Origin of the sequence: Arthrobacter sp. Rue61a, assembly GCF_000294695.2 — a bacterium.
GTDB lineage: Bacteria > Actinomycetota > Actinomycetes > Actinomycetales > Micrococcaceae > Arthrobacter > Arthrobacter aurescens_A.
Map to the genome: position 1 here is coordinate 3,648,790 of NC_018531.1, position 22,189 is coordinate 3,670,978.

Sequence of the window (22,189 nt, forward strand, 5' to 3'; positions counted from 1 at the left end):
TTGCTGCTTGCGAGCATTGAATGGTAAGTTCTATGTGGGCAGCACATGAGGTTTCTCTTACGGTCTCGTAGGGTCTCGGAAATCTCCACACACCACGTCGTACCAAAAGGTCTCAGGGGGGACACACATGAGGAAATCTCTTGCAGCACTCACGCTCGCAGGTTCCATCGCACTTCTCGGCGCAGTACCGGCCGTAGCAAACAACGCCAACTACCCGGCTCCGAACACCAGCGTCGCAGTTTCCGATGCTTCCGTGGCACCGGGCGAAGCATTCATCTTCAGCGGCACCGGCTTTACGCCGGGCGAAGGCATCACCATCACGGTAACGCCGACAGGAACGCCTGCCGCCAGTGGCGGCAGCGTTTCCGCAGGCAGTCTCGCGGTCGCCGGACGCATTCCGCTGGCACCTTCCACTATTCCTGCTGTAGCTGATGGGAATGGCGCCTTCTCCGCTTCAATCGTCATCAACGAACCCGGAGCGTATGCTCTGACCGCTACCGGCAACACCTCTGGCGTAACTGTCGGACCCGTGACGGTAGTTGTTGGCGGCGCGGCCCTGTCAAACACGGGCAGCACCACCGGAACTGGAACTAACCTGGCAAACACAGGCGGCGTTCCGCTGGCTAACACCGGTGCTGATTCCAGCCTCGTCCTGTGGTCCCTCGTGGGCGCAGGCGCGCTGGCAGCCGGCACGGCATCCGTCGTGGTAGCTCGCCGTCGTGCGAAGAGCACCGAGGTTTCTGCCTAATAGGACTGGACCACGTGAGGGTGGTTTGCCAACAATATTCTTGTTGGCAAACCACCCTCATTTTTTGGTTTTATTTCCCCAAACAAGTCGCCTGTGGTATCCATAGGAAGCATGGGGCGACATTGGAGAAGGCGAAGGTGGCATTTTGAACTGTGCATCCCCAGGATGCGGAGCCATCAGTTGCCCACGGAATTCCCGCAATACGCACTGCTTGGACTACTGGCTGTAGCGGCCATCAGCGTCAGTGCCTGGGCAATTATTCGAACTTCGTGAGGGCGCGCTTGAAAAACCCATTTCCATGGCGAATAGCCCTGACGGCATATTTGGCAAGCCTTGCGCTGGTCGGTTTTTGGCCTGCACCCGTAGACAAACCGATTCTAGGCACACTTACTATAGTCCTAAAGTATCTTCATGGACTCGGTGCACCCCGCTGGATTGACTATCATTTTGTTGAGTCTTTTGCCAACGTTGTGATGTTCATTCCACTCGGCTTTCTTGCCGCCATGGCGCTTTCCAAAAAATCTTGGTGGCACCTAGCCGCCATCGGGCTGGCAGCTTCGCTGTGCATGGAGTTCGGGCAGTTGCTATTTATCTCTGCTCGCTATGCGAGTGTCGCAGATGTTGTCACAAATACTTGTGGGGCGGTCATTGGAATAGTTTCAGCACGCCTGCTTGCTCGAATCGGTGCACCGAGACTGGCGGAAGCCTAGGCCCAGGCATCAGTGACCTTTCCGCCGTATCGCGGTCCCTAGGCAATAAAAGCCCTTCATCCAGGCCTTCAAGTCCTACCGAACCGACCGGGGAATACCACGCCGAAGACGCCTGAGCCCTCGCCGTCAGTTGTCCCCAGAGTTTGAAGGGCATCTGTTAATTGAATCTCGCCTCCACGCCCACGCTCCGTCGTATCCAATACATCAAAGACCGCTGGGTGCACGATTAACGCCCGATGACTGCCAAGTTAGATGGGGCATCTTCAACGTTGGGCTTCTCAACGAGTTTATTCACGCGAACGTACTGTTCTCCCTCTTCACGAAGATACCCATGCAACCATAAGTGCTGATTTGCGACGACTCCACCTCGATTTGTGCAACGACCGAAGCACCGGTTTTGCCTTGAACAACCATCATCGTGGTTAGGAGCTCATCCCGTTCGTCGATCAGGTCATCTCCCAAGAGAAGGGCAAATGGTTCGTCCCCTACATGCCGTCGGCCGCAAAGAACTGCGTGGCTAGCCCCTTTGGCTCGCTTTGCCTTACGTTGGTACCGGGCCCAAGTCCGAGGCGTGCTGGACAGCACCCAATCCTGATTGTCGCCCTTAGTTTCAAGGTCCGCTCAAGATCTGGGGCACGGTCAAAATGATCTTCCAACGTCCGCTTGCTGCGTCCGGTAATCCTAAGACCATCTGTAAGCCCGGCGTTGACCTCCTCCTCAACGACCTACTGGATGGCCGGCACGTGTACAACCGGTAACATCTCTTTCGGCATCGCCTTCGTTGCAGGCAGGAAACGAGGTCCCAACTCGGCAGCAGCAATGACAGCTTTTCGCACAGCGTCCCCCATTTAGTCATGAAAAAACCTCATAAATTTGCCGTTGAATTGCGAAGTTGAGGGCGAACTATTGCCGAAGGCCTAATTAGTGGACCTATTATAGGGGCGACACTGCCCACCTCAAGTCCTTGCCCTAGCTCGGTGCGGGCAGGTGTTTACACTTGATTGACGGAGCCGCTCGTTTCCACTGAAGACCTAGACAATGAGGACATTGGTGGTTGCGCTTACAAATGGGGGAAGCATGCCGAGGTACGTAATCAATGAGGGTCAAGACACCGAAGAAGTCATCGAGGCCGCTAGCGCGGCAGAAGGCAACATTCAGTGGTGGTTCTACGATGCTGGCAGACGCGCGCAGGAGACGCGACTAAAGGAACAAGTGCAGACAATCCGCGAGGTCACGCAGCTTGGAGGAATTCCTTAAGAAACGCAGTCACGTTTCCGCCACCCGCTCCGGGCATTCCCAAAGCACTAAACGGCCGGTCTTTTCATACACCTTCAACTGTGAACCGGGGATGCCCTCGGCGACGGTCTTTTGATGGTGTCGCGGAACCAAGTAATCATGGGCGCCCCATAGGATAAGCGTAGGAACTGAAACGGCGCCCGATTCAATGGGCGGAACGGCCTCGTAGAATCCTCGAAGCTACGCTTTCCAAGTAGCCGCCGGCACGCCGCGGCCGAGCTGCACACGGTCTTCGATGTAGGAAACGGGCACTGAGTGCAGCAGGCGGTGCCAGGACATAGACTCTCGCACCCCAGCTCTCGGAAATCGGATCTATCAACGATTCCACTTCGTCCACAAAGGGCGGTTTCCCGCGCATGTTCAGTGGTGCTCCCACCAGGATCAGTGATGCCACAAGCGCCGATGCGGAACGACCAGCTGCTGCGCAGGTATCCTCCGCTGGAGGAACCCAGGACCTGTACCCGCGTAATCTCCAAACCACCCAGCAGCGCAACCACGTCCGCCACCACTTCGACGAGTGAGTACCCCATCTCGGGCTTGTCCGCATGACCATGTCCGCGCAGGTCAGGTGCAATCAGAAACTGCGACGGCACCGAGGCAAGCAATCGATCAAAACTTTCGCCAGGATTCACTCCAGGCGTGCAACAGCAGTAGTGGCGCGCCGCCGTCGTCGACTCTTTGCTCAAGGTGTCCCTGGACGAGGCAGGGCACGCTAATTCCTGTACGCAGGGTGACAGTCCTAACCTCGGACTTCATGACCCAAGGGAACGAGTGCAAAGTCACTCCCCCACGAGCCTGCCGATCCACGACATTAGGAAGTTCGGGTGGCCTTTGGGATCTCCCCGAAACATATAGGAATCTTGGAAAGTAGCCTTATGATAATGCAGGCGGCACGCCTCAAATCAAATGTTGCCCAAACAGAGGCGTGCCGCTGCCACTAACCCCAGGGCTGTGCACTTGTGCAGACTCCAAAAAAATCATCGCACCAATTAGCAATGTTGCTCTTTGAAGGGACACGAAACCTCTTGCCATACGTAGACATCAACCCACACAAAACAGGACCCAAATGGCCCGCGTACGTGGGGCTTGCGATACTTCTCGTAGCAACCATCGCAATCGTTACTCTTGCTCTAACAGGCCATTAAACCCGCCCGTCTCTCACGCCCTCACCCCTTCAGCGATCTCCTTCGCGTGCGTGTGGTGGAGGTAGTGCTCGCCAGGGAGGGGCAACACGGTGCCGTCTGTGACGCTCGCGGCTTGGCGGTGGTGCAGCTCGAGCCACTCCGGTGTCTGCTTGTTCTCCGCGACCACGAACAGCAGCAGCGGCAGCTCTTTCGGGAAGCCCGTACCTAGGGCGCGTTCGAAGTTGCTCTGGATGTGGCCCATCTCGTTCAAGTAGGTGGGTGTGAGGGAGTTCCGGTTGGTGAGCATCTGCATTTGCTCACGGGCGTGGTCGGTGTAAGTGTCGGAGGTGTCGGGCGGTCATGATGCGGAGCAGTCCGAGGTTCTTCGCCGCGGAAATCAACTACGAGTCCAGCCTGCTGAGGGCCTACTGGCCCGCACTGACAGGGCGACGACTCTTTAGCAGCGCGCCCAACCGCTGGCTACAAGGGTGCACGAGTCAGGCCCTGGCAGGGAGTATCCGGACATGTAGCGACGGTGGGGTTAAGCCGCTCGGTGAGCCTGAAAACTCCTGCCATAGCGAGTCTGAGCATCTCACGCAACAATGGTCGCCTTGTGAGGGCACATAGTCGGTCTCATAGACCGTATCGGAAGACCCCGAGTTACTCGCGGCAGCGCCCGCCTCTGAATGGAGGGCAGATGTTGTCACCATTTGGTTGCAAGGTCGGGAGTGCAATCGAAAACGGGTAGAATCGGCCGCAGTATCAGGCTCAAATGGGGGAACAATGGCGCAGTCGACGCTGACTACTAGACGATCACTTCGAGCAGCGGCAGCCCTAGGTTCGGGCAGACGAAGGGCCGATATTCAGGGCTTGCGCGCTATCGCAGTTACCGTCGTTGTCTTGTTCCATGCAGGGCTCACGATCCCGGGAGGTTTCGTCGGCGTCGACGTCTTCTTTGTTATTTCCGGATTCGTCATTTCGCGCATGCTGCTGCGCGAATTCCAATCAACTGGCAGCATCCACTTTCGAAGGTTTTTCGGCAAGCGTTTCAGGCGCCTTACTCCTGCACTGGCACTCGTTCTTTTCGTGACACTTATTGCTTCCGCTCTACTTCAGTCTCCTTTGGGAGAACAGAAGACCACGGCCGCTACAGCGCTCGGAGGGATCGCCCTAGCCGCGAATGCTGTCATTTTTAGGGCTACCGGCGGCTATTTCGAACCGGCAGCAGAAATGAATCCGCTGCTGCACATCTGGTCCTTATCCGTGGAAGAACAGTTCTACGTGGTCTTTCCATTCTTCCTCCTAGGCGTGTTGGTCCTTGGCCGCCGGCTTAGATGGGGACGCGGGCTTCCCATTGCTGGTGTCGCCGCTATTACCGCACTCTCTGCAGGCCTCGCCATGGCTGTGGCAGCTGGCTGGGAGCCCCCACTGCACCCGTTCTTGACTAGCTACTACAGCCCGCTGACTCGTGCATGGGAGTTTGGCGCGGGTGTTCTCGTCGCGATCATCCCCGCCCTCCGGGAGCCGCGTTCGAGGAACACGGCAATAGCCGCGTCTATCGTCGGGCTGGGCCTACTCGCGGCCTCCATGTACGTGATCAGCGACTCCACACCCTTTCCGGGGCCAGCTACGCTACTCCCCGTCCTTGGGACTGCTCTGCTCCTCCACGGTGGCGCCAACGCACTGAACCCGCTTAGCCAAGGCTTGAGCGCCCGTCCTTTCGTCTGGGTGGGCGACCTGTCTTATTCTTGGTATCTATGGCACTGGCCCATGATCGTCTTCGCGTCAATCATTTTTCCCGGAAGCTTCCTCGCTAAAGCGGGTGCAGCTTTATTAGCCCTCTTACCGGCGATAATTTCCTACCGTTATGTAGAGCAGCCGATTCGCGATATGAATGGCCTGTCCAAGGTGGGCTTCATCCGAGTAGCCGCACTTGTGGTCGCCCCTGCCATCCTGCTTTCTGGGCTGGTGCTCGTAGGGTCCGCCAAAGGGTGGGGCCTCGAAAAGGTGCAAGCAATTCAAGCGCTGCACCCCGGCTGGTCGAAATGCATGTCGTTTGCGACCATGCCCAACGGTCCTGCAGGAAACCCAGGCTACAGCGACTGCCGGTGGAATGATGCCACGAATGGACAGGCGGTGTATCTCGTCGGAGACTCGAATGCCAGCCAGTTCAGCGGCCCCCTGATACAGGCGTCAAAGGAAGCAGATCGCCCGTTCTCGATGCGAACGGCCGGAGGATGCCCATTTCTCGACGTATTCCGACAAGTGGGGGACACGTTCGATGGCCCTGATCAGCTGTGCCGGGACTACTATGAGTCCACGCTGGCGTGGCTGAAAGCAGAGGAAGATGGGACTGTCGTCATAGCCAGCACGGAGGGATACTGGTTCGAGAGAAACATGGCAATCGGTGCCAATCTCAACTCCGTACAAGCGTCACCCGCAGGCAGGTCCGAAGCCTTGGAGAATGGCCTGGGCAGGACGGTATCGGCCCTCCGAGAAGCCGGGCATCAGGTCGTCCTAGTTCAAGCGCTTCCGCATCCCACGTTCGCCGGGTATAAAGACGTTCCGGGACACTGCTCCGTGATCGCTTTGGCGACTAGCAGCTGTAGCCTCACGGTACCTCGGGCAGAGATAAACGCGGTGCAGCAGCCGGCACGGACTGCAATTGAGGAAGTTGCGTCCGCGACGGGAGCGTCTGTCCTTGACTTGAGCGACTTGTTCTGCGATGAGACTAAATGCTCCATGAACAAAGGCGGCGTCTTGCTCTACCAGGACCCCCTTCACATCACCGTGGATGCCAGTCGAGCCCTGACGCCACAGTTCGCCGAGGCTTTGGCTGATACGGCCAAGCATTGAGCAGGATTAGGCAACCACAAACCAATTTCGCGATGCCGGACGGCGCCTGCCGGGACAGAGAGCCTCAGATTTCCGGTCTATGTTGCATTCCTGAGGAGGCCACAGAATTGGGGTCAAACCATATGAAAATACTTGGGGGACAGATTGCGTCGTAGGACTAAGCGCCGGCTGCTGGTCGGCTCGGTAGCGACCGTAGTCGCAGCTGTGGCCGTAGGAGCAGCAGTTATATTGGCAACAGCGCAGGCTTCGCCTCCACCGCCCGTATCAGACACAGTCGCGTCGTACTATTCGAACCAGCCGACGGCAGTCGCCGCTACGGCCCCGGTTTTCGCTCCGGTTCCTGCTGGTTCTTCCGTGCTGATCATGGGCGACTCATACGTGCAGGGGTACGGTGCTGATGACATGAAGACACAGGGGTACGCCTACATGCTGGGGCAGTCTTACGGCTGGAACGTCACTGTTGATGCTGTTGGACGTACCGGGTTCTGGTCAGGTGGTGGAGTTGACCGCACGGACAAGAACACCTACAAAGAGCGGGTAGATAGGCTCGGGGCAGCAGGAACTGTGACGCCGTCCCTCGTTGTGTTCCAGGGCAGCCAGAACGACTACCCTGCAACGTCTATTGAACTCGGAACGAAAATTCGAGAGACCGTAGCATCCGTCAAGCAGTACTGGCCGGATGCCCAGATCGTCATCATCGGGCCAGCCGCGCCGATGCCGAATGGTGCCAGCCTGAAGAACGTCAACCAAGTGGCCTATCTGGCGGCAGCTGATGTAGGCGCCTTCTTCATCAATCCTCTTGGGGACGGCTGGATGACAACCGAGAACAGCCCCGGCTACGCATTCACTGACGGATGGCACGTCAACACCGCCGGGCATGCCTACTTGGCGTCCAAGATCAAAGAGACCCTGGACGCCTTCGCAGCAGCTAGCTAACGATTCCCGCCAGCCGGGCCACGGTCTGCCCGCCGAGTGCATAGCCTTCCTGCGGCAGTGCAGCCCGTCCGGACTGATAACCACGGCAAGGCCGCGAGGGCCCTTCCAGAACGCGGTGTAGTGGTCCACCAGGCCCCAGCGGTTCTTGCCATCGAGGATATGCAACTCGTCTTGTCGTTTCTTGTGACTGGCTCTCACCGTAGGCCGTTCGTTGCACGGCTGCGCACGCATCACGCCATCCGTTGTAGTTAACAAGCTCGGCGGCGCTCACAACAACTAGATGCGTCATCATCCCGCCGATGCGGACTTGGCTTTGCTGGACAATGTCTTGGACAGCTAATGCTGGGCGAGAAGACGGAATCTACGCACAACGGCTGGTATTGCCAGAAGGTAATGCAAAGAGAGCGGACGTCCAAAAGATCCGCGAAGTTACCCGCCTTTGAGTAGCTCTCCAAGAAAGCTCCTCACATCCTCTGCCACTCGCTCCGGGCACTCCCACAGCACGAGGTGACCGGTGTCCTCGTAGATCTTCAATCGTGCGCCCTTGATTCGGACAGCCAGGGTTTCTTGATGCTGTCGCGGCACAAGGTGATCGTGGGCGCCCCAGAGTATGAGTGTGGGGACTGAAATGTTGCTTGCTTCCGTCGGCGGGAGGGCTTGGTAGTAGCCACGCAGGGATTCTTTCCAGATGGACGCAGGCATGGACAGACCGTCCCGTACCCGCTCCTCTATGTAGGCTGCAGGCACTGTGTGCAGCAATCGGTACCAGGACAAAGAATCCCGAACCCAGTCCTCTGAGATTGGATCGGTCAGTGCATCCACCTCATCCGCAAACGGCGGTCTCGTATGGAGGCTCAGTGGATTTCCTACCAGGACCAGCGAGGCCAGCAGATCCGGACGCATGACCGCCAGTTGCTGAGCCACGTAGCCCCCGCTGGAGGAACCCAGTACATTGGCGCGTGCTATGCCCAGAGCCTCCAGCACTGCGGCAATATCCTCTGCTACCTCGGACAGCGTGTACCCGCCGCTGGGTTTATCGGCGCCGCCGTGGCCGCGAAGGTCCGGTGCCACGATAGTGAGGTCGGGAAGCGAGGCAATCAGCCGTCCGAAACTCCGCCAGGATTCACTCCACGCATGCAATAGCAGCAGCGGCGCGACGCCGTCGTCGGCTGTTTGCTCAAGATTCCCTTGCACGAAACAGGGCACTCTGATCCCCGTGTTCAAAGAGACGGTCCTGACTTCGCGCTCCATGGCCCCAGCGTACGCTCGGCCCGCCGCTGATAGGAGGGTGTGCACCTACACCGGCCCCGCCTCTCACTCCCTTACGGCCGGGGAGGGGCACCACGGTACCGTCGGTGACATTCGCGGCTTGGCGATGGTGCAGCTCGAGCCACTCCGGGGTCTGCTTGCAGAAGGAGCCTCTTCAGGGACCGGTACAGCTCGGCTTCTTCGCTGTCCGATGCTGCTGCCACGGTAGGCACGGTTCCATGGGCGCGGTAGCACGCCGCGATCAGTTAGGCTGCGGCGACTGGTCCGCCAGGCAGCGATGGGCGGAGGGTGTTCGGTGTAGCACCGGTCATTTACTCGGGCAGCTCCCCCGCAATGATCCGCTCCGCCGTGAGTCGATAGGCCTCAGTGATGTAGTCCTCAACATCGCTGATAGCAATACGCCACACACTCCGGCCACCGACCTGGATCCCACGGAGTTCACCTGACTTCAACAACGCCCGGATCTGGCTCACGGACACGTTCAGTTCCTCGGCAACCTGCTCAACAGTCAGGAACCGGTGCTTCTTGGCTTCAGTGGACATCCATCTATCGTAGAAGTGGCTAGGGCCGGAATACGAGGCCCAACGGGGCGGACCTTCAATATGGCCTGAACTATGTCACCAATTCACAGATGCAATGCCCCAGAGTGTCCGCCCCAGGGTTCGAGGGCTTTTGCAGCGCCAAGTGGACGGAGGGTGCCTCCCTACCGCCGTGGTGGTAGCGCGAGCTTGAAGACTTTGGCCCACGCGGAGCCGACCTGTTTCAGCAGGGGCCCTGTGGTGTACTTCAGGTCGTAACGTTGGCAGATGTCCCGGACCTTCGGGGCGATCTCGGCGTAGCGGTTGGACGGAAGGTCCGGGAAGAGGTGGTGCTCGATCTGATGCGACAGGTTTCCGGTCATGAGGTGCATAAATCGGGGCCCTGAGATGTTGGCGGATCCGATCATCTGACGTACGTACCAGTCGCCGCGGGTTTCGCCTTCCACCATTTCCTCGGTGAACGTGTCCGTTCCTTCGGGGAAGTGGCCGCAGAAAATGACGGCGTGGGCCCAGACATTGCGGATGGCGTTGGCAGCCAGTGTGCCGTAGAGGGCTTGCTTCCCGGAGCCTGTGAGCATGGCCAACGCGGGAGTGGCTGCGTAGTCTTTGGCGAACTGTTTAGCAGCCTTACGCCCCAGCGCTTTGAGGTCTTTGTTCATGGCCTCCTTGGATTTCAGGCCCTCTTTGTATTCGGGGATCTCCAGGTCGTAGATGGCTATGCCCCATTCGAAGACGGGCGCGAGCAGGGCGTTGTAGAGGGGGTTGCCCAGGTTGAAGGGCTTCCATTCCTGATCGGGATCCATGCGCAGAAGGTTGTATCCGACGTCGCGGTCCTTGCCCACCACGTTGGTCCAGCGGTGGTGAAGATCGTTGTGCGTGTGCTGCCACGAACGCGACGGAGTAACGAAGTCCCATTCCCAGGTAGTGGAGTGGATGTCCGGATCGCGCATCCAGTCCCACTGGCCGTGGAGGATGTTGTGGCCCAGTTCCATGTTCTCCAGGATCTTGGCGACGCTGAGGAGCGCTGTGCCGGTGATCCATGCGGTCTTATTCTTGCTGACCAGCAGCGCGGCACGTCCAGAGACTTCCAACGCCCGTTGAATCTTGATCATTCGCCTGATGTACGCAGCATCGGTGGAGCCGCGCTTGCCCAGGATGTCGTCACGGATGGCATCGAGCTCGCGGCCCAGTTCAGCCACTTGCTCGTCACTCAGGTGCGCGGCTGCCGGTGGACGCACCGTTGGCCTGCCATCCTCGGCAAGAGCTCCGGGCCGCGTCTTGAGCCCGACGGCGGTGGCTGGGCCTTTGGCTGAAACTACTGACATGCGGTTGTACTCCTCAGATTTCGAGGTTGACGGGCCCGGCGGCTGCCGAAACACACGTTTGGATGAGTTCGCCGGGTGCGCCATGCACTTCACCAGTGCGCAGGTCCCGGACGCTACCTGACAGCAGCGGAGTCAGGCAGCTGTGACAGATGCCCATGCGGCATCCACTGGGCATGAGGACACCAGCGTCCTCGCCGACGTCGAGGAGGGGGACGCCGCCGTCGGCCATGACCTCACGATCGGAAGCTTCAAAGGTAACCAAGCCACCTTCGCTGCCGCTGCCTCCCTTGAACTCGGTACTGAACCGCTCAATGGTGAGCGATCCCTGCCCCGCTCCGCTGTCTGTTTTCCCTCCCGCGGTGATGGCCTCAGCCGCCGCTGCTTGCTTCCACAGTGCCTCAGCATCATCCAGGAAAGTCTCCGGGCCGCAGGCATATGCGGCCCTGTCCCGCCAGTCCGGGCATAATTCTTCGAGATCGGCTGTAGATGTAAAGTCCATGCGTCCACGACCGTGAGTGTGCCATTGCACCTGGCGGAAATTGGGAAACTGATCAGCAAGTTCAGCCACTTCCTCGCGGAAGATACTGTCACCTTCCCCACGCGAGGAATGGATGAGTACAACGTCCGCGTCGGGACGGCTCGGAACAAGTGTTCGGATCATTGACATGACCGGAGTGATGCCGCTTCCCGCAGTGAGCATCAGAAGGGACCGGGGGTGCTCCGGCAGGACAAAATCGCCCTGAGGCGGGGCCAGGAAGAGAACGTCACCGACCTTTGTCTCGCGGACCAGGGCTCCGGACACGGAACCAACATCGGTAACTGTGATGGCCGGGTCTTCGCCCGCCGGCGCACTCAGGGAATAGGAACGCCACTGACGCACCCCATTGAGCTCCACCCCGACCCTGGCCCACTGACCAGCAAGGTGGGCATGCCAGCCCCTGCCGGGCCGGAAAAAAATAGTTGCCGACTGAGCAGTCTCCGGGACCACCCTCGTGACCACTGCACGCAACTGGCGAGACGAATAGACCGGATTGAACAGCGCCATGACATCTTCCGGGGCGAGCGGAGTGGTCAAAACAGAGGCGATACGGGCCAGCGGCCGAAAACTGAACATGCACTACTCTTCACAACGAGGGAGAACGAGGACTGTGACCGTATGAAGCGGAATTTCCGTACTAGCAAATATCATAAGCATACTTACAACATCTCTTGCCAGCGCAGTACTACTGGACAAAGGGAAAGCCCCTCGGGAGGGGCTTTCAACGGAAACGGGACATAGTGCTTGGATTGGTCAGCGGTGATGCGCTCCTCCTCCCCGGGCCCTGCAGCCCATGCCGGTTTCAGTAGCAAGAGAGTAATACTCTCCCGGGATTTCATGCAAACCCCGCCCGGCGACCCAGACGGGTAGAGTTCCACTTCCCTAGAAACGAGCACCAACACCGGCGGCGTGCGCACGAGTAGGCCTCAGGGGACAACGGCGCGGCAGCACCGGCGTGGTGAGTCCTACCCCCTCCCCGCCTCCCACTCCCTCACCCCGTCAGCGATCTCTCCCGCGTGCGTGTGGTGGAGGTAGTGCTCGCCGGGGAGGGGCACCACGGTGCCATCGGTGACGCTCGCGGCTTGGCGGTGGTGCAGCTCGAGCCACTCCGGGGTCTGCTTGTTCTCCGCGACCACGAACAGCAGCAACGGCAGCTCCTTCGGGAAGCCCATACCCAGCGCCCGTTCGAAGTTGCTCTGGATGTGGCCCATCTCGTTCAGGTACGTGGGTGAGAGGGAATTCCGGTTGGTGAGCATCTGCATCTGCTCACGGGCGTGTTCGGTGTAGTTCCCGGAGGTGTCGTTGGCGTAGGCGGCAGCGGTCATGATGCGGAGCAGGCCGAGGTTCTTCGCCGCGGACATCAGGCCCGTGGGGAACTGCGTGTCCATGCCCGGCTGTCCGGGGACGCTCGTATCGATGCCCACGAACGCGGTCACCTCGTCCGGGTAGCGGGCGGCGTATTCGATGCCGTAGATGCCTGCGATGGAGTGACCCATCAGCGTGTAGCGGTCAATGTCCAGAGCCTCGAGCGCCCCGTGAACCTCTTGCACGATGTTCTCCGTGGTCCGGTCTTTGTCCGTGCCATCGCTTAGTCCGTAACCGAAGGGCTCCACCACAATCACCCGATGGTCCGGGGAAAGGTCCTTGACCAGCGGCCCGAAATCCAGGACGGGCGACGACGTGCCGAACCCCGGCAAGAGCACCACGTTCTCCTGCCCGGCACCGGTGACAAGGACGTTCATCTCGCCACCGTCCACCGACACCCTCTGCCCGTATTGCTCGATCCTGTGGCTCTCCCCCTCGCTCGCCACCATATTCACCACGGTGGTGGTCGCCAAGCCGACCGCCAATACCGCACCAACCGCGGTGACCCCCACGAGGAACTTCCTAACAGACCTCTTCAACCGTGCCTCTCCCAGGGCACACCGTGCGCCCCTGGCATCCAGCCTCGCCTGTCACGGGCGCCGTGCGCGTCACCCCCAGGGGTTCACTTGAGTACTACTTTCTAAGTAATTTTGAGGTGTGCGAAATCGTCCCCACGATGAAACAGTGCGCCGGGTTTACCAGCCAACCTGAACCGGGCCAAGTACTTCAGTATGGTCGCGGGTCCCGAGCTGGCTAAAGCCGTTCTGTCCCCAAGCCCATACAGGACCATCAACGGTGAGCGCGAATACGGAACCGCCGTTGAAGCTGATGCTCTGTACAGGGGGCAAGCCAGCGATTAGCTTGGGCAAGAGTGATGGGTCGGATGAACCATGCGGAGTGGTTGTACCGTCACCCAGCTGACCGGACGAGTTGCCGCCCCACGACCAGACTGCCCCGCCCGTAGTGATCGCAAACGTTGCTGCCCCGTACGTGGAAGATGCGAACTCACGTACACCCGAGAGCCCTGCCGTCAGAACGGGAACCGACGAATCGCCTGCGACGCCGTTGCCTAATTGGCCATCCTCATTCGAACCCCACGACCATACAGTGCCATCGGATTTGAGGGCGTGGCCCGCACCTCCGCCCCCGAGCCATGACGTACTCGCGGAAATTGCCTTGACGTTGGTCAGGCCTTGGACCTTCACCGGTTTGGGTGTGTAGTCCTTGGTCCCATTCCCAAGTTCTCCGCTATACCCATAGCCCCATGCCCAAACGGTGCCGTCGTTCTGCAAAGCGAAGACAATATTATCGTCGATCATGGCTAGCGAGTTGACCCCCGCTAACGCCGTCACCTGAACCGGGGTTGGCGAATAGGACAGGTTCATTCCCATGTTGTCCACCTGGATTGACCCGAGGCCGGCGCCACGGTTGTCGCCCCACGCCCAAACGCTTCCGTCGGTCTTCAGGGCATAGACGGTTCCGCGGGGAATTGAAATGCTCTGGACTCCTGAAAGGCCTTTTACCTGCACCGGCGTTGTGCTGGGTGTCGTTGTGCCGTTACCCAGCTGGCCGTAACCGTTTGCACCCCACGCCCACACAGTTCCATCGATTTTGGTGGCGTACACGGTGCTGCCGACTCCGGATGGAGGTATGGCCGTGGCGATGCTCTTGACCCCTGTGAGGTTGGGAATCCGTACCGGGGTTGTGGCATCTTTGGTGGTGCCGTCAGCGAACAGACCCTCTTTGTTGCTGCCCCAAGCCCAGACGGAGCCATCGTTCTTCACAGCAAAGACAGTGGTAGAGGTGCCACCCCTGTTCACCGTGACACTCTGCACGTCGGTCAGACCAGGAATCTGGAAAGGAGCCGAAACAACCGCCGTGTTTGTAGCCAGAGTGGACAAGCCCAATCTCTCCTCGTAGTTCAAACCCCAAGCCCAGACGCGGCCGTCCTGCCCGACAGCAAAGACGGAGCTATTTCCTGTAGTCACCGACTTGATGTTCGCCAGAGGCGAGGGAGAAACACCGAAGAGGGTGTCAACCGTCTTTTTGACGCCTTTGGCATCTGTGACGGTGACCTTCAGAGCCGAGGTTCCTGCCGCGGACGGTGTTCCCTTAAGCTGCCCGATGGACGTGTTGAAAGTAAGGCCGGCTGGGACCGCCCCCGAGATGGAGAACGTGTATGGATATGTCCCACCCGAAGCCGATAACGAGCCATAGTATGGCTCCCCCACGCCAGCCCACGGCCAGCTTGATCCAAGCTCCAGGGGAGTTGTTTGCGGCGGGTTCTTCATCTCGTCGTACCGATACATGAAGGCCGCCATGGCATCCCTGGCCACAGGCGATAGCGCCCTATAGGTCTTGGAGCCATCAGCTTCCGACCAACCTGTGGTGATACGGGTGGACGCCAACCAGGTGATCTCCTTGTAGAACTGCGCTGTGGGAGGAACATCGGCGAACGGAGACACCGTGGGAGCTGTGAAGGCAGGAGATCCCGCCAAACGGTACATGAAAGCTGCCATCGCGTCCCGGTTCACCGGCTGAAGAGGGCGGTAGGTCTTGGAGCCGTCTGATTCGACCCATCCCGTGGAGACGCCCTGCGCTGCCAGCCAGGTGATTTCCTTGTAGAACTGCGCTGCGGGAGGAACATCGGCAAATGGGGAGATAGCGGGAGCCGTGAACGCCGGGGATCCCGCCAGCCGGTACATGAAAGCTGCCATCGCGTCCCGATTAACGGAAAGGAGCGGCTGGTACAGACGAGTACCGTCTGCCTGGGCCCACCCTGTAGAAATACCCTTCGAGCCCATCCATTGGATTTCGTTGAAGAACTGAGCCGTTGTGGGTACGTCGGTGAACTGCTGCCCCGAACCACTCACTGCTGAAGGTGAAACATCTTTGAGTTCAAACGACACGGAAGTAGGTACTGTTGCCGAAGCCGGCCCCTGCAGTAGCCCGGTCACAAAACAAGTTGCTACAACGGTTGCCGCCAAACGACGCGATTTCTTAGATCCCATGCCCGAGCCTCTGTCTTCCGGGGAGGGAGCTACAGATGCACCCCCAAATGCAAACGATGGAGAAAACCTAGCATGGGTGTGCCCGTCCTGATTCTTTGGGGCCGGACCTTACGAAACATTAACCGCAGAATCAAGTCATGAACCGTAGCCGGTCAGCGGTTGGGCGAGGGGCCGGACAACTGTATTTGGGTACCGTGTCCGGCCCCGGCCTGCGGATCGTGCAACCACCAAATATTGGGGGTTTATTGGTGGCACTTCCCGAACCGCTGTGTTCAGTAAAGACCAGTGGTGGCGCTCCGCGCACGAGTAGTCGGTACTCGTCTTTCAGCCTCAACCGAGAGCCCACTACTTGCTGTGAGGGCCCATTTTCCTTGAGTTTTAGCGGCCGCATGTCGCTGCCTTTCGTTGACGAGGGTATGGATAGAATTCGCTCATGCAGGCTCTGGTTCTGATGGGCTTTGTCTTGGCTGCGGCCGTCATGTGGGTGGGTGTCATCATCATGATGCTCGCTGGGCTGCACCGGGCCGAACGCCGTGGTCACCACGAAGCGCCGGAACCCTCACAGGAGAGGGACTCGGAGAAAAACGACGCGCCCCCAACAAGGCGCGCCTAGTCGATAACCACTTTCTTGACGCTGCCGGGGCGCTGCTAGATTGAAAGCCATGACTTGGGGGTTTGGCGCTGTGATCACTACCGGCGTGCTGCTGGGTGGCTGCGTGGCGGGATGCCCTGGCTCACAACCTGGCTCCCCCGCTCCTCCTCTCCCAGTCTGCGAGCCCTTCCCCATGTCATCCGCCCAAACGCCTGCCCCGTGCTCGCCAGCGGAAAGTGCGGCTTCCTGATGCCGACACTGTCTGGACCGGCGGTGGCGACAGAACGGCACCTCTTCTTGCAAGAAACTCGACGGCGGCATTACCGGTGGGCGGGTGCGCTGCTTCTGGCTCAGGGCATCCTGATGGAGGGGCTCGTATTCATCGGGCTGCTTGTGCTTCTCGCCATCGGTGTCCCTCAGGAATTGATTGTTGAAAGAGCCGATGTCTTCGCTTTGCCGTACCTGCAGGAGAACCTGTATCTCATGATGGCGATGAGCGGAGTCTTTGCTGCACTCCGTGTTCTTGGCGCCATCGGCCTTCTGCGCAACCGTCTATGGGGGCTTGGCCTTTCACTGACCAATTGCGTCGTCACGCTGGCGCTGATGATCTTCCTTCTTCCCGCAGGCATTGCGGACGGAGTCCTGTCCGGAACCGCGCTGGTGCTCATGCTGTTTGCACGGCTGGGACGCGATTCCGAAGGACAACCTAGACTGCTCGTCTAACCGGCGCGGTCGCCACATGAGGCGGCGGCAGCAACGCCGTCGTACGCGTACCGCTCCTGATTCGCAGTGCCGTACGCGCGGTTATGACTTATCCCGGCGAGGGACCGGCTGAGGCGGAACGGCAGGGTCCGAGACCGGTATGCAGAATCGCAGCCTGTCACCCGCAAAGCCGTTGTTGGTGCAGTAAAGAGGCACCTCCTCGTCGCCAATGAGGAGGGTGGGCTTCTTTATACCATATTTGGATTCATTGAAAGTCAGCACAACCGATCCGTCAGGTGAGGCGCAACTGTAGGCGACATCCCACGGGCTCAAGTCCTCGCACTTATCGAGTTCCCTGGTGGTGCCAGCCCCATCCACGTACTCCCAGGTCCTGTCCGTGTACTCGCCCACCTGAATAGCAGAGTTTGGAATGGACCGGGCATAGTCGCGGGTGAATGGCCTGTCATCGCAGCTCGCTGCAGTGAGCGTAAGCAATGCCAGCACGGCTAGGCCTATTTTTGTTCCACGTCGCATTCCGGTGTCCCCCAAGGCACGTTTAACTAATGATTCGAGGGTATGTCTACCCTGCCGGATGAGCCCGGCTTCGGTGACCCGCGCAGCTTTCGGAGCTGCGTCGCCCGGTATTCCTGGCGGGCCAGCGTGAATGCATAGAACGTGAAGGCACCAGCCAGAGCAGTCAAGAACAGCGCGCCCCACATCGGACCCTGACCCTGTTTCAGCGGGGCCAGCAAGAGCACCACCGATAGGACAGTGATCAGGGCGGCGAAGACCGCGAGGATCCCCATTCCCCACCAAGTGCTGACCTGAGCTTGACCGCTGCCTGGAGTAAAGCCAATCTCGTCGGCCGGGTAGCTGTGCAACTCGCCGGTGCTGGTGTTGCGGAGTACCCGCTTTTCCCCGGCTGCGACTGCCGCCTTGTGCTCGGCGTATACGGCATCGTTGTGCCGCTCGCGGTCCGAAGTCATGGTCCGTTCTTCCTTTACTGTCAGCTAATTACAGTTTCACAACATGCTGGGGTCAGCCGTGATCAGCCCGATGAGGGCCAATGCAGGCAACGCAGCAAGAATGGGGCCTGCAACCAAGATCCAGGTAGTCGCCGGGTACCGGCGGTAACCTCGGCCGCGCAGCTTGGTGGCCCACAGAGCAGCGTAGATGACGCTGGCGATCACGTATGGGATTGCCAGCAGGAGCATTCCCAGGCAAAGCCAAATGACAGCCTGTAAAGCGCCAAGGCCGTCTTCGGTATACATATCGATAGATCCGGTGCCCACAGCAATGAGAAGCAGCAGCAGGACCACCAGAACGCCAGCGAGGATGAGGAGGATTGTCCGGAACGTCCTTGCCCATGCAGGCAACGGCGGAACTTGGACCTGTCCGGGCTGGTGCGGGAAATAATTCGGCGGGTACGGGCTGTGGGGTTCCACGGTGCTCTCTTCCTGGTGAAAATCTTGGCGAGGGACAGGTACGGGCTAGACGGGGTGAACGTGCACAATAATCACTTGCACGTCCTTTGAACCGTCGTAGCGGAGGTCATACTGGACCCGAAGGCCTGTGGAAGTGCCCGGCGCCAGGGCAAAGTCACTCTTGTCCTCCGGCCGGCTGGACACAGATTCGATCCAGTCCTCTGCTGATTCGCTCGGAATTCCGTAGCGGTCCACGCCGTCGCGGATCAGAGCAATGAAGTCCTTCAACGATTCGGTCTTAAGGAAGTACGTGATTTCACGAAATTCCGGGCCGCTATTCATGCCGTTGAGCCGGAGCCGATCCGTCTCGGCTCTTATCAGACCTGTAGGCGCTTCGATTTTCAGTTCCATCACGCCATCGGACATCAAGACATCCGGGGCCTGGTTGGTGCCGTCTTCCAGGCCGACACTCTCTTTGGTGAGCGTCCCGAACTTCATGTCGAAAATTGCCGTCCTGGACGTCTTGATCTGTTCAATACCCGCCGGATCAAGACCTGCGTAGATCTTTGCACCGGATGGTGGTGATGGCGCAGTTGTCGCTGTTGGAGGGCCGCCGGGAACAGTGACAGCACAGCCTGTGAGCGCCAGCGACGTGAGTAAAAAAGTGGCAGCCAAGGCCTTCATACCTATCCCCCAGGAGTATGTGACGGTCATGTCAGTAAATCATCCTCGTGGCTGGGCAGTGAACTTACCGTGAGGGCAGTTGTGCCCATTGCGCCGCCCGCGCCGTCGCCGCATAGGCCCCGTGAGAAGGGAAGCACGCTCTTCCCAAAGATTCTTGGCCTCGCGTGTAATCAATGGTCCCTTGCCGGAAACAACATGTATGAGCACCCAGTTCTGCTCAATAACTCCGTGGGGGAAGGAACCCAAAATGAAGTACCGCCGATCCGGAAATGCCAAGTACGCCACCCTGGTAACGCTGACCCTGGCACTCACACTCGCCGCCTGCGCATCATCCACCCCGGTAGCCAGTAGTTCATTCACATCTGCAACAGAAGAAGCCAACACCCTTGCCCTGTCCCCTGCAGCACCATTGGAAGAAACACTCGCTGCCCCGGCTTCTGAACAAGGCACTCCGCCACAGCTAAGTGAACCGGCATTGGTCAATGTTTCGGTACCCGTTGTGGCGGCACCGGTTGCTCCCATTCCCGTGCAGGAAGAAACCGCTCCGGCTCCGGCAGCACCTACTGCGCCTGCCGTGGCGATCGACCCTGTTGTTCCCGCTCCGCCCCTCGCTTCGCCACCGCCCGCAACCATTCCGCCGTCGAGCGTTCCGCCGGTAAGCACCCCCACCGCACCTGAGATAACACCGATCACCCCCGCCGAACCTTCAACGCCGCACGTCTCGCCAAGCTACCCGCAGATCGGCTTGTTCACGTTCCCCGACGGGCACATTTCCTTCCTGCTGCCGGCAGGTTGGACGGCACAAACTGAAGAAGAACCCGTATTCGGAGAGGACCACTACGCTGACGATGATCACTTTGTCGTAGCCCAGGTCTACGACGAGACCGGCGACAATGTAGCGCGCATCTACAGCGGTGCAGGCGGTGGTGTGGTGGGCGGACCGGTGAACCGCACCATCCTCGACTCACAGAAGCTCACCGCCTTCGACAGCCGATACGGAGCCTCCCACTTCGCCTTCTTCAGGGATGAATACCCCTTCGACACCACAGAGACCCGGTACTTCATGGGTGTAGTGGCAGAGCCTCTCATGACTGAAGGCCCCGACAGCACCTCAGCCTCCAGCTTCCTCATCATGGGCAACGGAGCAGCCTCTGCGACTGCACACATCGACGTATCAATGTCCGCGGAAGATGCTGAAGCGTGGATGGAAACCGAGCAATACAGGAACCTTAAGGCCCTCCTGACCAGCATCCAGTATGCGGAGTAGCCGCCCAGGCACGATGCCCGGCAGACCCGTACAGGGTTTGCCGGGTATCTAGACCGCGTCAGAAGGCAGCTGCTGCAGCCGCCACGCGATCATCTCGCGGATGAGCTCGAGGGGCAGCGGGGCGTCGTGGCGCAGTTGAACAAGGTGGTCAGTGGTTCCGTAGCCAGCCAACTCTGTCGAGAAGTGCTCCATCGCGTCCGGGGTCGGGTAGAAACCGATGTGTTTCTTTGTTGCAGTGAAGAAGAACAAAGGCTCGGTCCCGAGCTTGAACGTCGGCATGCGCCAACTGATCGATTCTTCAGCTTCATCGGGCACCGCCGACCGGATCAGTTTGTACACGGTCATCAGCCGTTCCCGTACGTCACCGTCGTACTGCTCGATGTACTCGAGGATGGAACCCGCTGTCATGTGGTCTCCCTTTCGCCGCAAGGCCGATCCTATTACAGCTGCACTTACCCCCCCCCGGACTTGTTGGCCCCATACTCATCAGCGCTGAGCAGACATCGTGGGTAGTTCACCCCATCGCGAACACCTCAGCCGTGCGCGAAGATACGCAGACACGCTTCCGCGAAACCGGACGGCCACCTACATTCCCGATAAGGAGCAAGAACCATGAAACTCGCCTCAAAGATCGCAAGCGCCGGCGCTCTGCTAGGACTCGCTGCAACGTCCCTGCTAGCGGGGGTACCTGCGGCTAATGCCTCGGGTACGGGCAAAGCCTGCCCGGCAAACCGTGTGTGCCTGTACTTCAACAGCAACTTTGAAGGAGCACGGGCTGACTTCGCATACAGTGATGCCGGCCTGAGCAACGAGCTCTTCACCGATGGCCCCGCCGGCGCGAACGGCTGGGGAGTCCAAGTCAACAACAACGCAGCGTCACTCATCAACAACACCCCAGGCGGAGCCAACATCTACGACGGACCCAACTGCACGGGCGAGGCATGGGCTACCTACGGTGGAGAACGCGTCAACTTGGCTTCAATGGGCATGAAGAACCGGGTGACCTCAATTTACATCGAAGGCGCATGCATCAACCGGGATCAATCCTGGGCATAGCCGGCCGACGAAAAGATCAGGGACGTCTTCAAAAGGAAGCACCCCAATTTGATGGCTTGGGCGTGGCGGGTTGTCGGACCTGAGCCCGCCAGACCCTCGCTTCGATACGGCGCCGATGCCAGTCCCAAACACAACCTGACGTCCCATTTTCTTGAAACTAGAACACCCAATGTCGGCACGCTGTAATCCGCTAAGAGATCAACGAAAACGAACAAAAGACCGAAGCTGGTGCGGGGCAAAGTCGTGTGCCTCTGTAAACCCTCGGGACTCGTAAAAGGCGCGCTGTGCGTGCTCAGCATCCGTGAGCAGGACTACCTGTCTGATCCGCTCGGTTCGGTGCAGCAATTCGTCCAGCAGTGCTCCGCCGATTCCCAGTCGTTGGTACTCTGCCGATACCAGGATGTCCTGGATATAGGCGATCGTGTAACCATCAGAAACTGTCCGCGCTAGCCCGACCAACTTACCAACTGTGTTTCTCGCCGTAAGGACGCAGAACGAACCATCAACGGCGGCGCCAAGAGTTGCATGGTCGTCGGTATAAGCGGTCCATTCCACCGAGCCATACAACTTCATGAGCTCGTCAGCGGCGGGTATCTCAGCGGTGATCACGTAATCCATGTGTCGATCCTCGCAGCCATAAGCCTTTACGTTGCGCGTAGGCCGGTCCCCCGCAGGACGCCCCACAGAATCCGGTTATCCCTTAGCGTGCTGGGGAACAGTTTCGAACATCGCTACTCGGTTGGCCCA

23 protein-coding genes and 1 pseudogene are annotated in these 22,189 nt (G+C 59.3%); 9 read left to right on the forward strand and 15 right to left on the reverse strand.

What is annotated here, in order from left to right:
* The first annotated feature begins 127 nt into the window (after nt 1-127).
* Nucleotides 128-748, forward strand: coding sequence for an LPXTG cell wall anchor domain-containing protein (locus ARUE_RS16605; protein WP_014922546.1), 621 nt, complete (start codon nt 128-130; stop codon nt 746-748).
* Between the two features lie 281 nt (nt 749-1,029).
* On the forward strand, nt 1,030-1,458 hold the full coding sequence (locus tag ARUE_RS24170; protein WP_162486178.1) for a VanZ family protein: 429 nt from the start codon (nt 1,030-1,032) through the stop codon (nt 1,456-1,458).
* Nucleotides 1,459-1,541: 83 nt separating this feature from the next.
* Here ARUE_RS24170 and ARUE_RS24780 read toward each other — a convergent pair.
* A pseudogene (locus tag ARUE_RS24780) lies at nt 1,542-2,306 on the reverse strand (UTP--glucose-1-phosphate uridylyltransferase); the annotation flags it as partial.
* Nucleotides 2,307-2,535: 229 nt separating this feature from the next.
* Between ARUE_RS24780 and ARUE_RS16615 the strand changes: the two are divergent.
* Nucleotides 2,536-2,715 (forward strand): hypothetical protein, encoded by a 180-nt coding sequence (locus ARUE_RS16615; protein ID WP_014922549.1) that lies wholly within the window; start codon nt 2,536-2,538, stop codon nt 2,713-2,715.
* 74 nt (nt 2,716-2,789) lie between these two features.
* Here ARUE_RS16615 and ARUE_RS25015 read toward each other — a convergent pair whose 3' ends face one another.
* A complete protein-coding gene (locus ARUE_RS25015) occupies nt 2,790-3,386 on the reverse strand; it encodes an alpha/beta fold hydrolase (protein ID WP_353580115.1) in 597 nt (198 codons plus the stop codon).
* A gap of 526 nt (nt 3,387-3,912) precedes the next feature.
* Nucleotides 3,913-4,191 (reverse strand): hypothetical protein, encoded by a 279-nt coding sequence (locus ARUE_RS16620; RefSeq protein WP_014922550.1) that lies wholly within the window; start codon nt 4,189-4,191, stop codon nt 3,913-3,915.
* A 470-nt stretch (nt 4,192-4,661) separates the two neighbouring features.
* On the opposite strand from ARUE_RS16620, the gene ARUE_RS16625 reads away from it, so the two are divergent.
* A complete protein-coding gene (locus ARUE_RS16625; RefSeq protein WP_014922551.1) occupies nt 4,662-6,734 on the forward strand; it encodes an acyltransferase family protein in 2,073 nt (690 codons plus the stop codon).
* A 228-nt stretch (nt 6,735-6,962) separates the two neighbouring features.
* Nucleotides 6,963-7,670 (forward strand): SGNH/GDSL hydrolase family protein, encoded by a 708-nt coding sequence (locus ARUE_RS16630; protein WP_014922552.1) that lies wholly within the window; start codon nt 6,963-6,965, stop codon nt 7,668-7,670.
* Nucleotides 7,671-8,099: 429 nt separating this feature from the next.
* Here ARUE_RS16630 and ARUE_RS16635 read toward each other — a convergent pair whose 3' ends face one another.
* The 6 genes from ARUE_RS16635 to ARUE_RS23450 form a co-directional block, all read right to left on the reverse strand.
* The gene (locus ARUE_RS16635; RefSeq protein ID WP_286139780.1) at nt 8,100-8,864 is read right to left on the reverse strand and encodes an alpha/beta fold hydrolase; all 765 of its coding nucleotides are present in this window, start codon (nt 8,862-8,864) and stop codon (nt 8,100-8,102) included.
* Between the two features lie 386 nt (nt 8,865-9,250).
* Nucleotides 9,251-9,481, reverse strand: coding sequence for a helix-turn-helix domain-containing protein (locus tag ARUE_RS16640; RefSeq protein ID WP_014922554.1), 231 nt, complete (start codon nt 9,479-9,481; stop codon nt 9,251-9,253).
* A 161-nt stretch (nt 9,482-9,642) separates the two neighbouring features.
* On the reverse strand, nt 9,643-10,803 hold the full coding sequence (locus tag ARUE_RS16645) for a fatty acid desaturase family protein (protein ID WP_014922555.1): 1,161 nt from the start codon (nt 10,801-10,803) through the stop codon (nt 9,643-9,645).
* Between the two features lie 13 nt (nt 10,804-10,816).
* Nucleotides 10,817-11,917 carry a ferredoxin reductase gene (locus tag ARUE_RS16650; protein ID WP_014922556.1) on the reverse strand — a complete coding sequence of 367 codons (1,101 nt, stop codon included), beginning with the start codon at nt 11,915-11,917 and terminating at the stop codon, nt 10,817-10,819.
* Nucleotides 11,918-12,306: 389 nt separating this feature from the next.
* Nucleotides 12,307-13,218, reverse strand: a complete 912-nt coding sequence (locus ARUE_RS16655; protein ID WP_162486180.1) for an alpha/beta fold hydrolase — start codon at nt 13,216-13,218, stop codon at nt 12,307-12,309.
* Between the two features lie 183 nt (nt 13,219-13,401).
* Nucleotides 13,402-15,423 (reverse strand): putative Ig domain-containing protein, encoded by a 2,022-nt coding sequence (locus ARUE_RS23450; protein ID WP_353580116.1) that lies wholly within the window; start codon nt 15,421-15,423, stop codon nt 13,402-13,404.
* 727 nt (nt 15,424-16,150) lie between these two features.
* On the opposite strand from ARUE_RS23450, the gene ARUE_RS16665 reads away from it, so the two are divergent.
* The gene (locus ARUE_RS16665; RefSeq protein ID WP_014922559.1) at nt 16,151-16,330 is read left to right on the forward strand and encodes a hypothetical protein; all 180 of its coding nucleotides are present in this window, start codon (nt 16,151-16,153) and stop codon (nt 16,328-16,330) included.
* Between the two features lie 198 nt (nt 16,331-16,528).
* Nucleotides 16,529-17,032, forward strand: coding sequence for a hypothetical protein (locus tag ARUE_RS16670; RefSeq protein ID WP_286139781.1), 504 nt, complete (start codon nt 16,529-16,531; stop codon nt 17,030-17,032).
* Between the two features lie 81 nt (nt 17,033-17,113).
* Here the strand turns inward: ARUE_RS16670 and ARUE_RS16675 are convergent, their stop codons facing one another.
* The 4 genes from ARUE_RS16675 to ARUE_RS16690 are packed head-to-tail and all read right to left on the reverse strand — an operon-like array spanning nt 17,114 to nt 19,149.
* Entirely contained in the window at nt 17,114-17,515 is a 402-nt protein-coding gene (locus tag ARUE_RS16675; RefSeq protein WP_043470599.1) for a hypothetical protein, read from the reverse strand.
* Between the two features lie 56 nt (nt 17,516-17,571).
* Complete coding sequence (locus tag ARUE_RS16680; RefSeq protein ID WP_014922562.1) at nt 17,572-17,997, reverse strand: hypothetical protein; 426 nt, start codon at nt 17,995-17,997, stop codon at nt 17,572-17,574.
* Between the two features lie 36 nt (nt 17,998-18,033).
* Entirely contained in the window at nt 18,034-18,456 is a 423-nt protein-coding gene (locus ARUE_RS16685; protein WP_014922563.1) for a hypothetical protein, read from the reverse strand.
* A gap of 45 nt (nt 18,457-18,501) precedes the next feature.
* Nucleotides 18,502-19,149: a hypothetical protein gene (locus tag ARUE_RS16690; protein ID WP_014922564.1), complete on the reverse strand. Its 648-nt coding sequence runs from the start codon at nt 19,147-19,149 to the stop codon at nt 18,502-18,504.
* A gap of 217 nt (nt 19,150-19,366) precedes the next feature.
* Between ARUE_RS16690 and ARUE_RS16695 the strand changes: the two genes are divergently transcribed.
* On the forward strand, nt 19,367-20,386 hold the full coding sequence (locus tag ARUE_RS16695) for a hypothetical protein (protein WP_286139783.1): 1,020 nt from the start codon (nt 19,367-19,369) through the stop codon (nt 20,384-20,386).
* A 48-nt stretch (nt 20,387-20,434) separates the two neighbouring features.
* On the opposite strand, the gene ARUE_RS16700 is transcribed toward ARUE_RS16695, so the two are convergent.
* Nucleotides 20,435-20,794, reverse strand: a complete 360-nt coding sequence (locus ARUE_RS16700) for an iron chaperone (protein ID WP_014922566.1) — start codon at nt 20,792-20,794, stop codon at nt 20,435-20,437.
* Between the two features lie 204 nt (nt 20,795-20,998).
* On the opposite strand from ARUE_RS16700, the gene ARUE_RS16705 reads away from it, so the two are divergent.
* A complete protein-coding gene (locus ARUE_RS16705; protein ID WP_014922567.1) occupies nt 20,999-21,442 on the forward strand; it encodes a peptidase inhibitor family I36 protein in 444 nt (147 codons plus the stop codon).
* Between the two features lie 198 nt (nt 21,443-21,640).
* On the opposite strand, the gene ARUE_RS16710 is transcribed toward ARUE_RS16705, so the two are convergent.
* Nucleotides 21,641-22,060, reverse strand: coding sequence for a GNAT family N-acetyltransferase (locus tag ARUE_RS16710; RefSeq protein WP_014922568.1), 420 nt, complete (start codon nt 22,058-22,060; stop codon nt 21,641-21,643).
* Nucleotides 22,061-22,189 lie beyond the last annotated feature (129 nt).

Excerpts from the sequence above, each read along its gene's own strand:
- ARUE_RS16605 (WP_014922546.1), top strand. The coding sequence starts at position 128 with ATGAGGAAATCTCTTGCAGCACTCACGCTCGCAGGTTCCATCGCACTT.
- ARUE_RS16615 (WP_014922549.1), top strand. The coding sequence starts at position 2,536 with ATGCCGAGGTACGTAATCAATGAGGGTCAAGACACCGAAGAAGTCATC.
- ARUE_RS16620 (WP_014922550.1), bottom strand. The coding sequence starts at position 4,191 with ATGCAGATGCTCACCAACCGGAACTCCCTCACACCCACCTACTTGAAC.
- ARUE_RS16625 (WP_014922551.1), top strand. The coding sequence starts at position 4,662 with ATGGCGCAGTCGACGCTGACTACTAGACGATCACTTCGAGCAGCGGCA.
- ARUE_RS16640 (WP_014922554.1), bottom strand. The coding sequence starts at position 9,481 with ATGTCCACTGAAGCCAAGAAGCACCGGTTCCTGACTGTTGAGCAGGTT.
- ARUE_RS16645 (WP_014922555.1), bottom strand. The coding sequence starts at position 10,803 with ATGTCAGTAGTTTCAGCCAAAGGCCCAGCCACCGCCGTCGGGCTCAAG.
- ARUE_RS16650 (WP_014922556.1), bottom strand. The coding sequence starts at position 11,917 with ATGTTCAGTTTTCGGCCGCTGGCCCGTATCGCCTCTGTTTTGACCACT.
- ARUE_RS23450 (WP_353580116.1), bottom strand. The coding sequence starts at position 15,423 with ATGGCAGCTTTCATGTACCGGCTGGCGGGATCCCCGGCGTTCACGGCT.
- ARUE_RS16665 (WP_014922559.1), top strand. The coding sequence starts at position 16,151 with ATGCAGGCTCTGGTTCTGATGGGCTTTGTCTTGGCTGCGGCCGTCATG.
- ARUE_RS16680 (WP_014922562.1), bottom strand. The coding sequence starts at position 17,997 with ATGACTTCGGACCGCGAGCGGCACAACGATGCCGTATACGCCGAGCAC.
- ARUE_RS16690 (WP_014922564.1), bottom strand. The coding sequence starts at position 19,149 with ATGACCGTCACATACTCCTGGGGGATAGGTATGAAGGCCTTGGCTGCC.
- ARUE_RS16695 (WP_286139783.1), top strand. The coding sequence starts at position 19,367 with ATGAAGTACCGCCGATCCGGAAATGCCAAGTACGCCACCCTGGTAACG.
- ARUE_RS16700 (WP_014922566.1), bottom strand. The coding sequence starts at position 20,794 with ATGACAGCGGGTTCCATCCTCGAGTACATCGAGCAGTACGACGGTGAC.
- ARUE_RS16705 (WP_014922567.1), top strand. The coding sequence starts at position 20,999 with ATGAAACTCGCCTCAAAGATCGCAAGCGCCGGCGCTCTGCTAGGACTC.
- ARUE_RS16710 (WP_014922568.1), bottom strand. The coding sequence starts at position 22,060 with ATGGATTACGTGATCACCGCTGAGATACCCGCCGCTGACGAGCTCATG.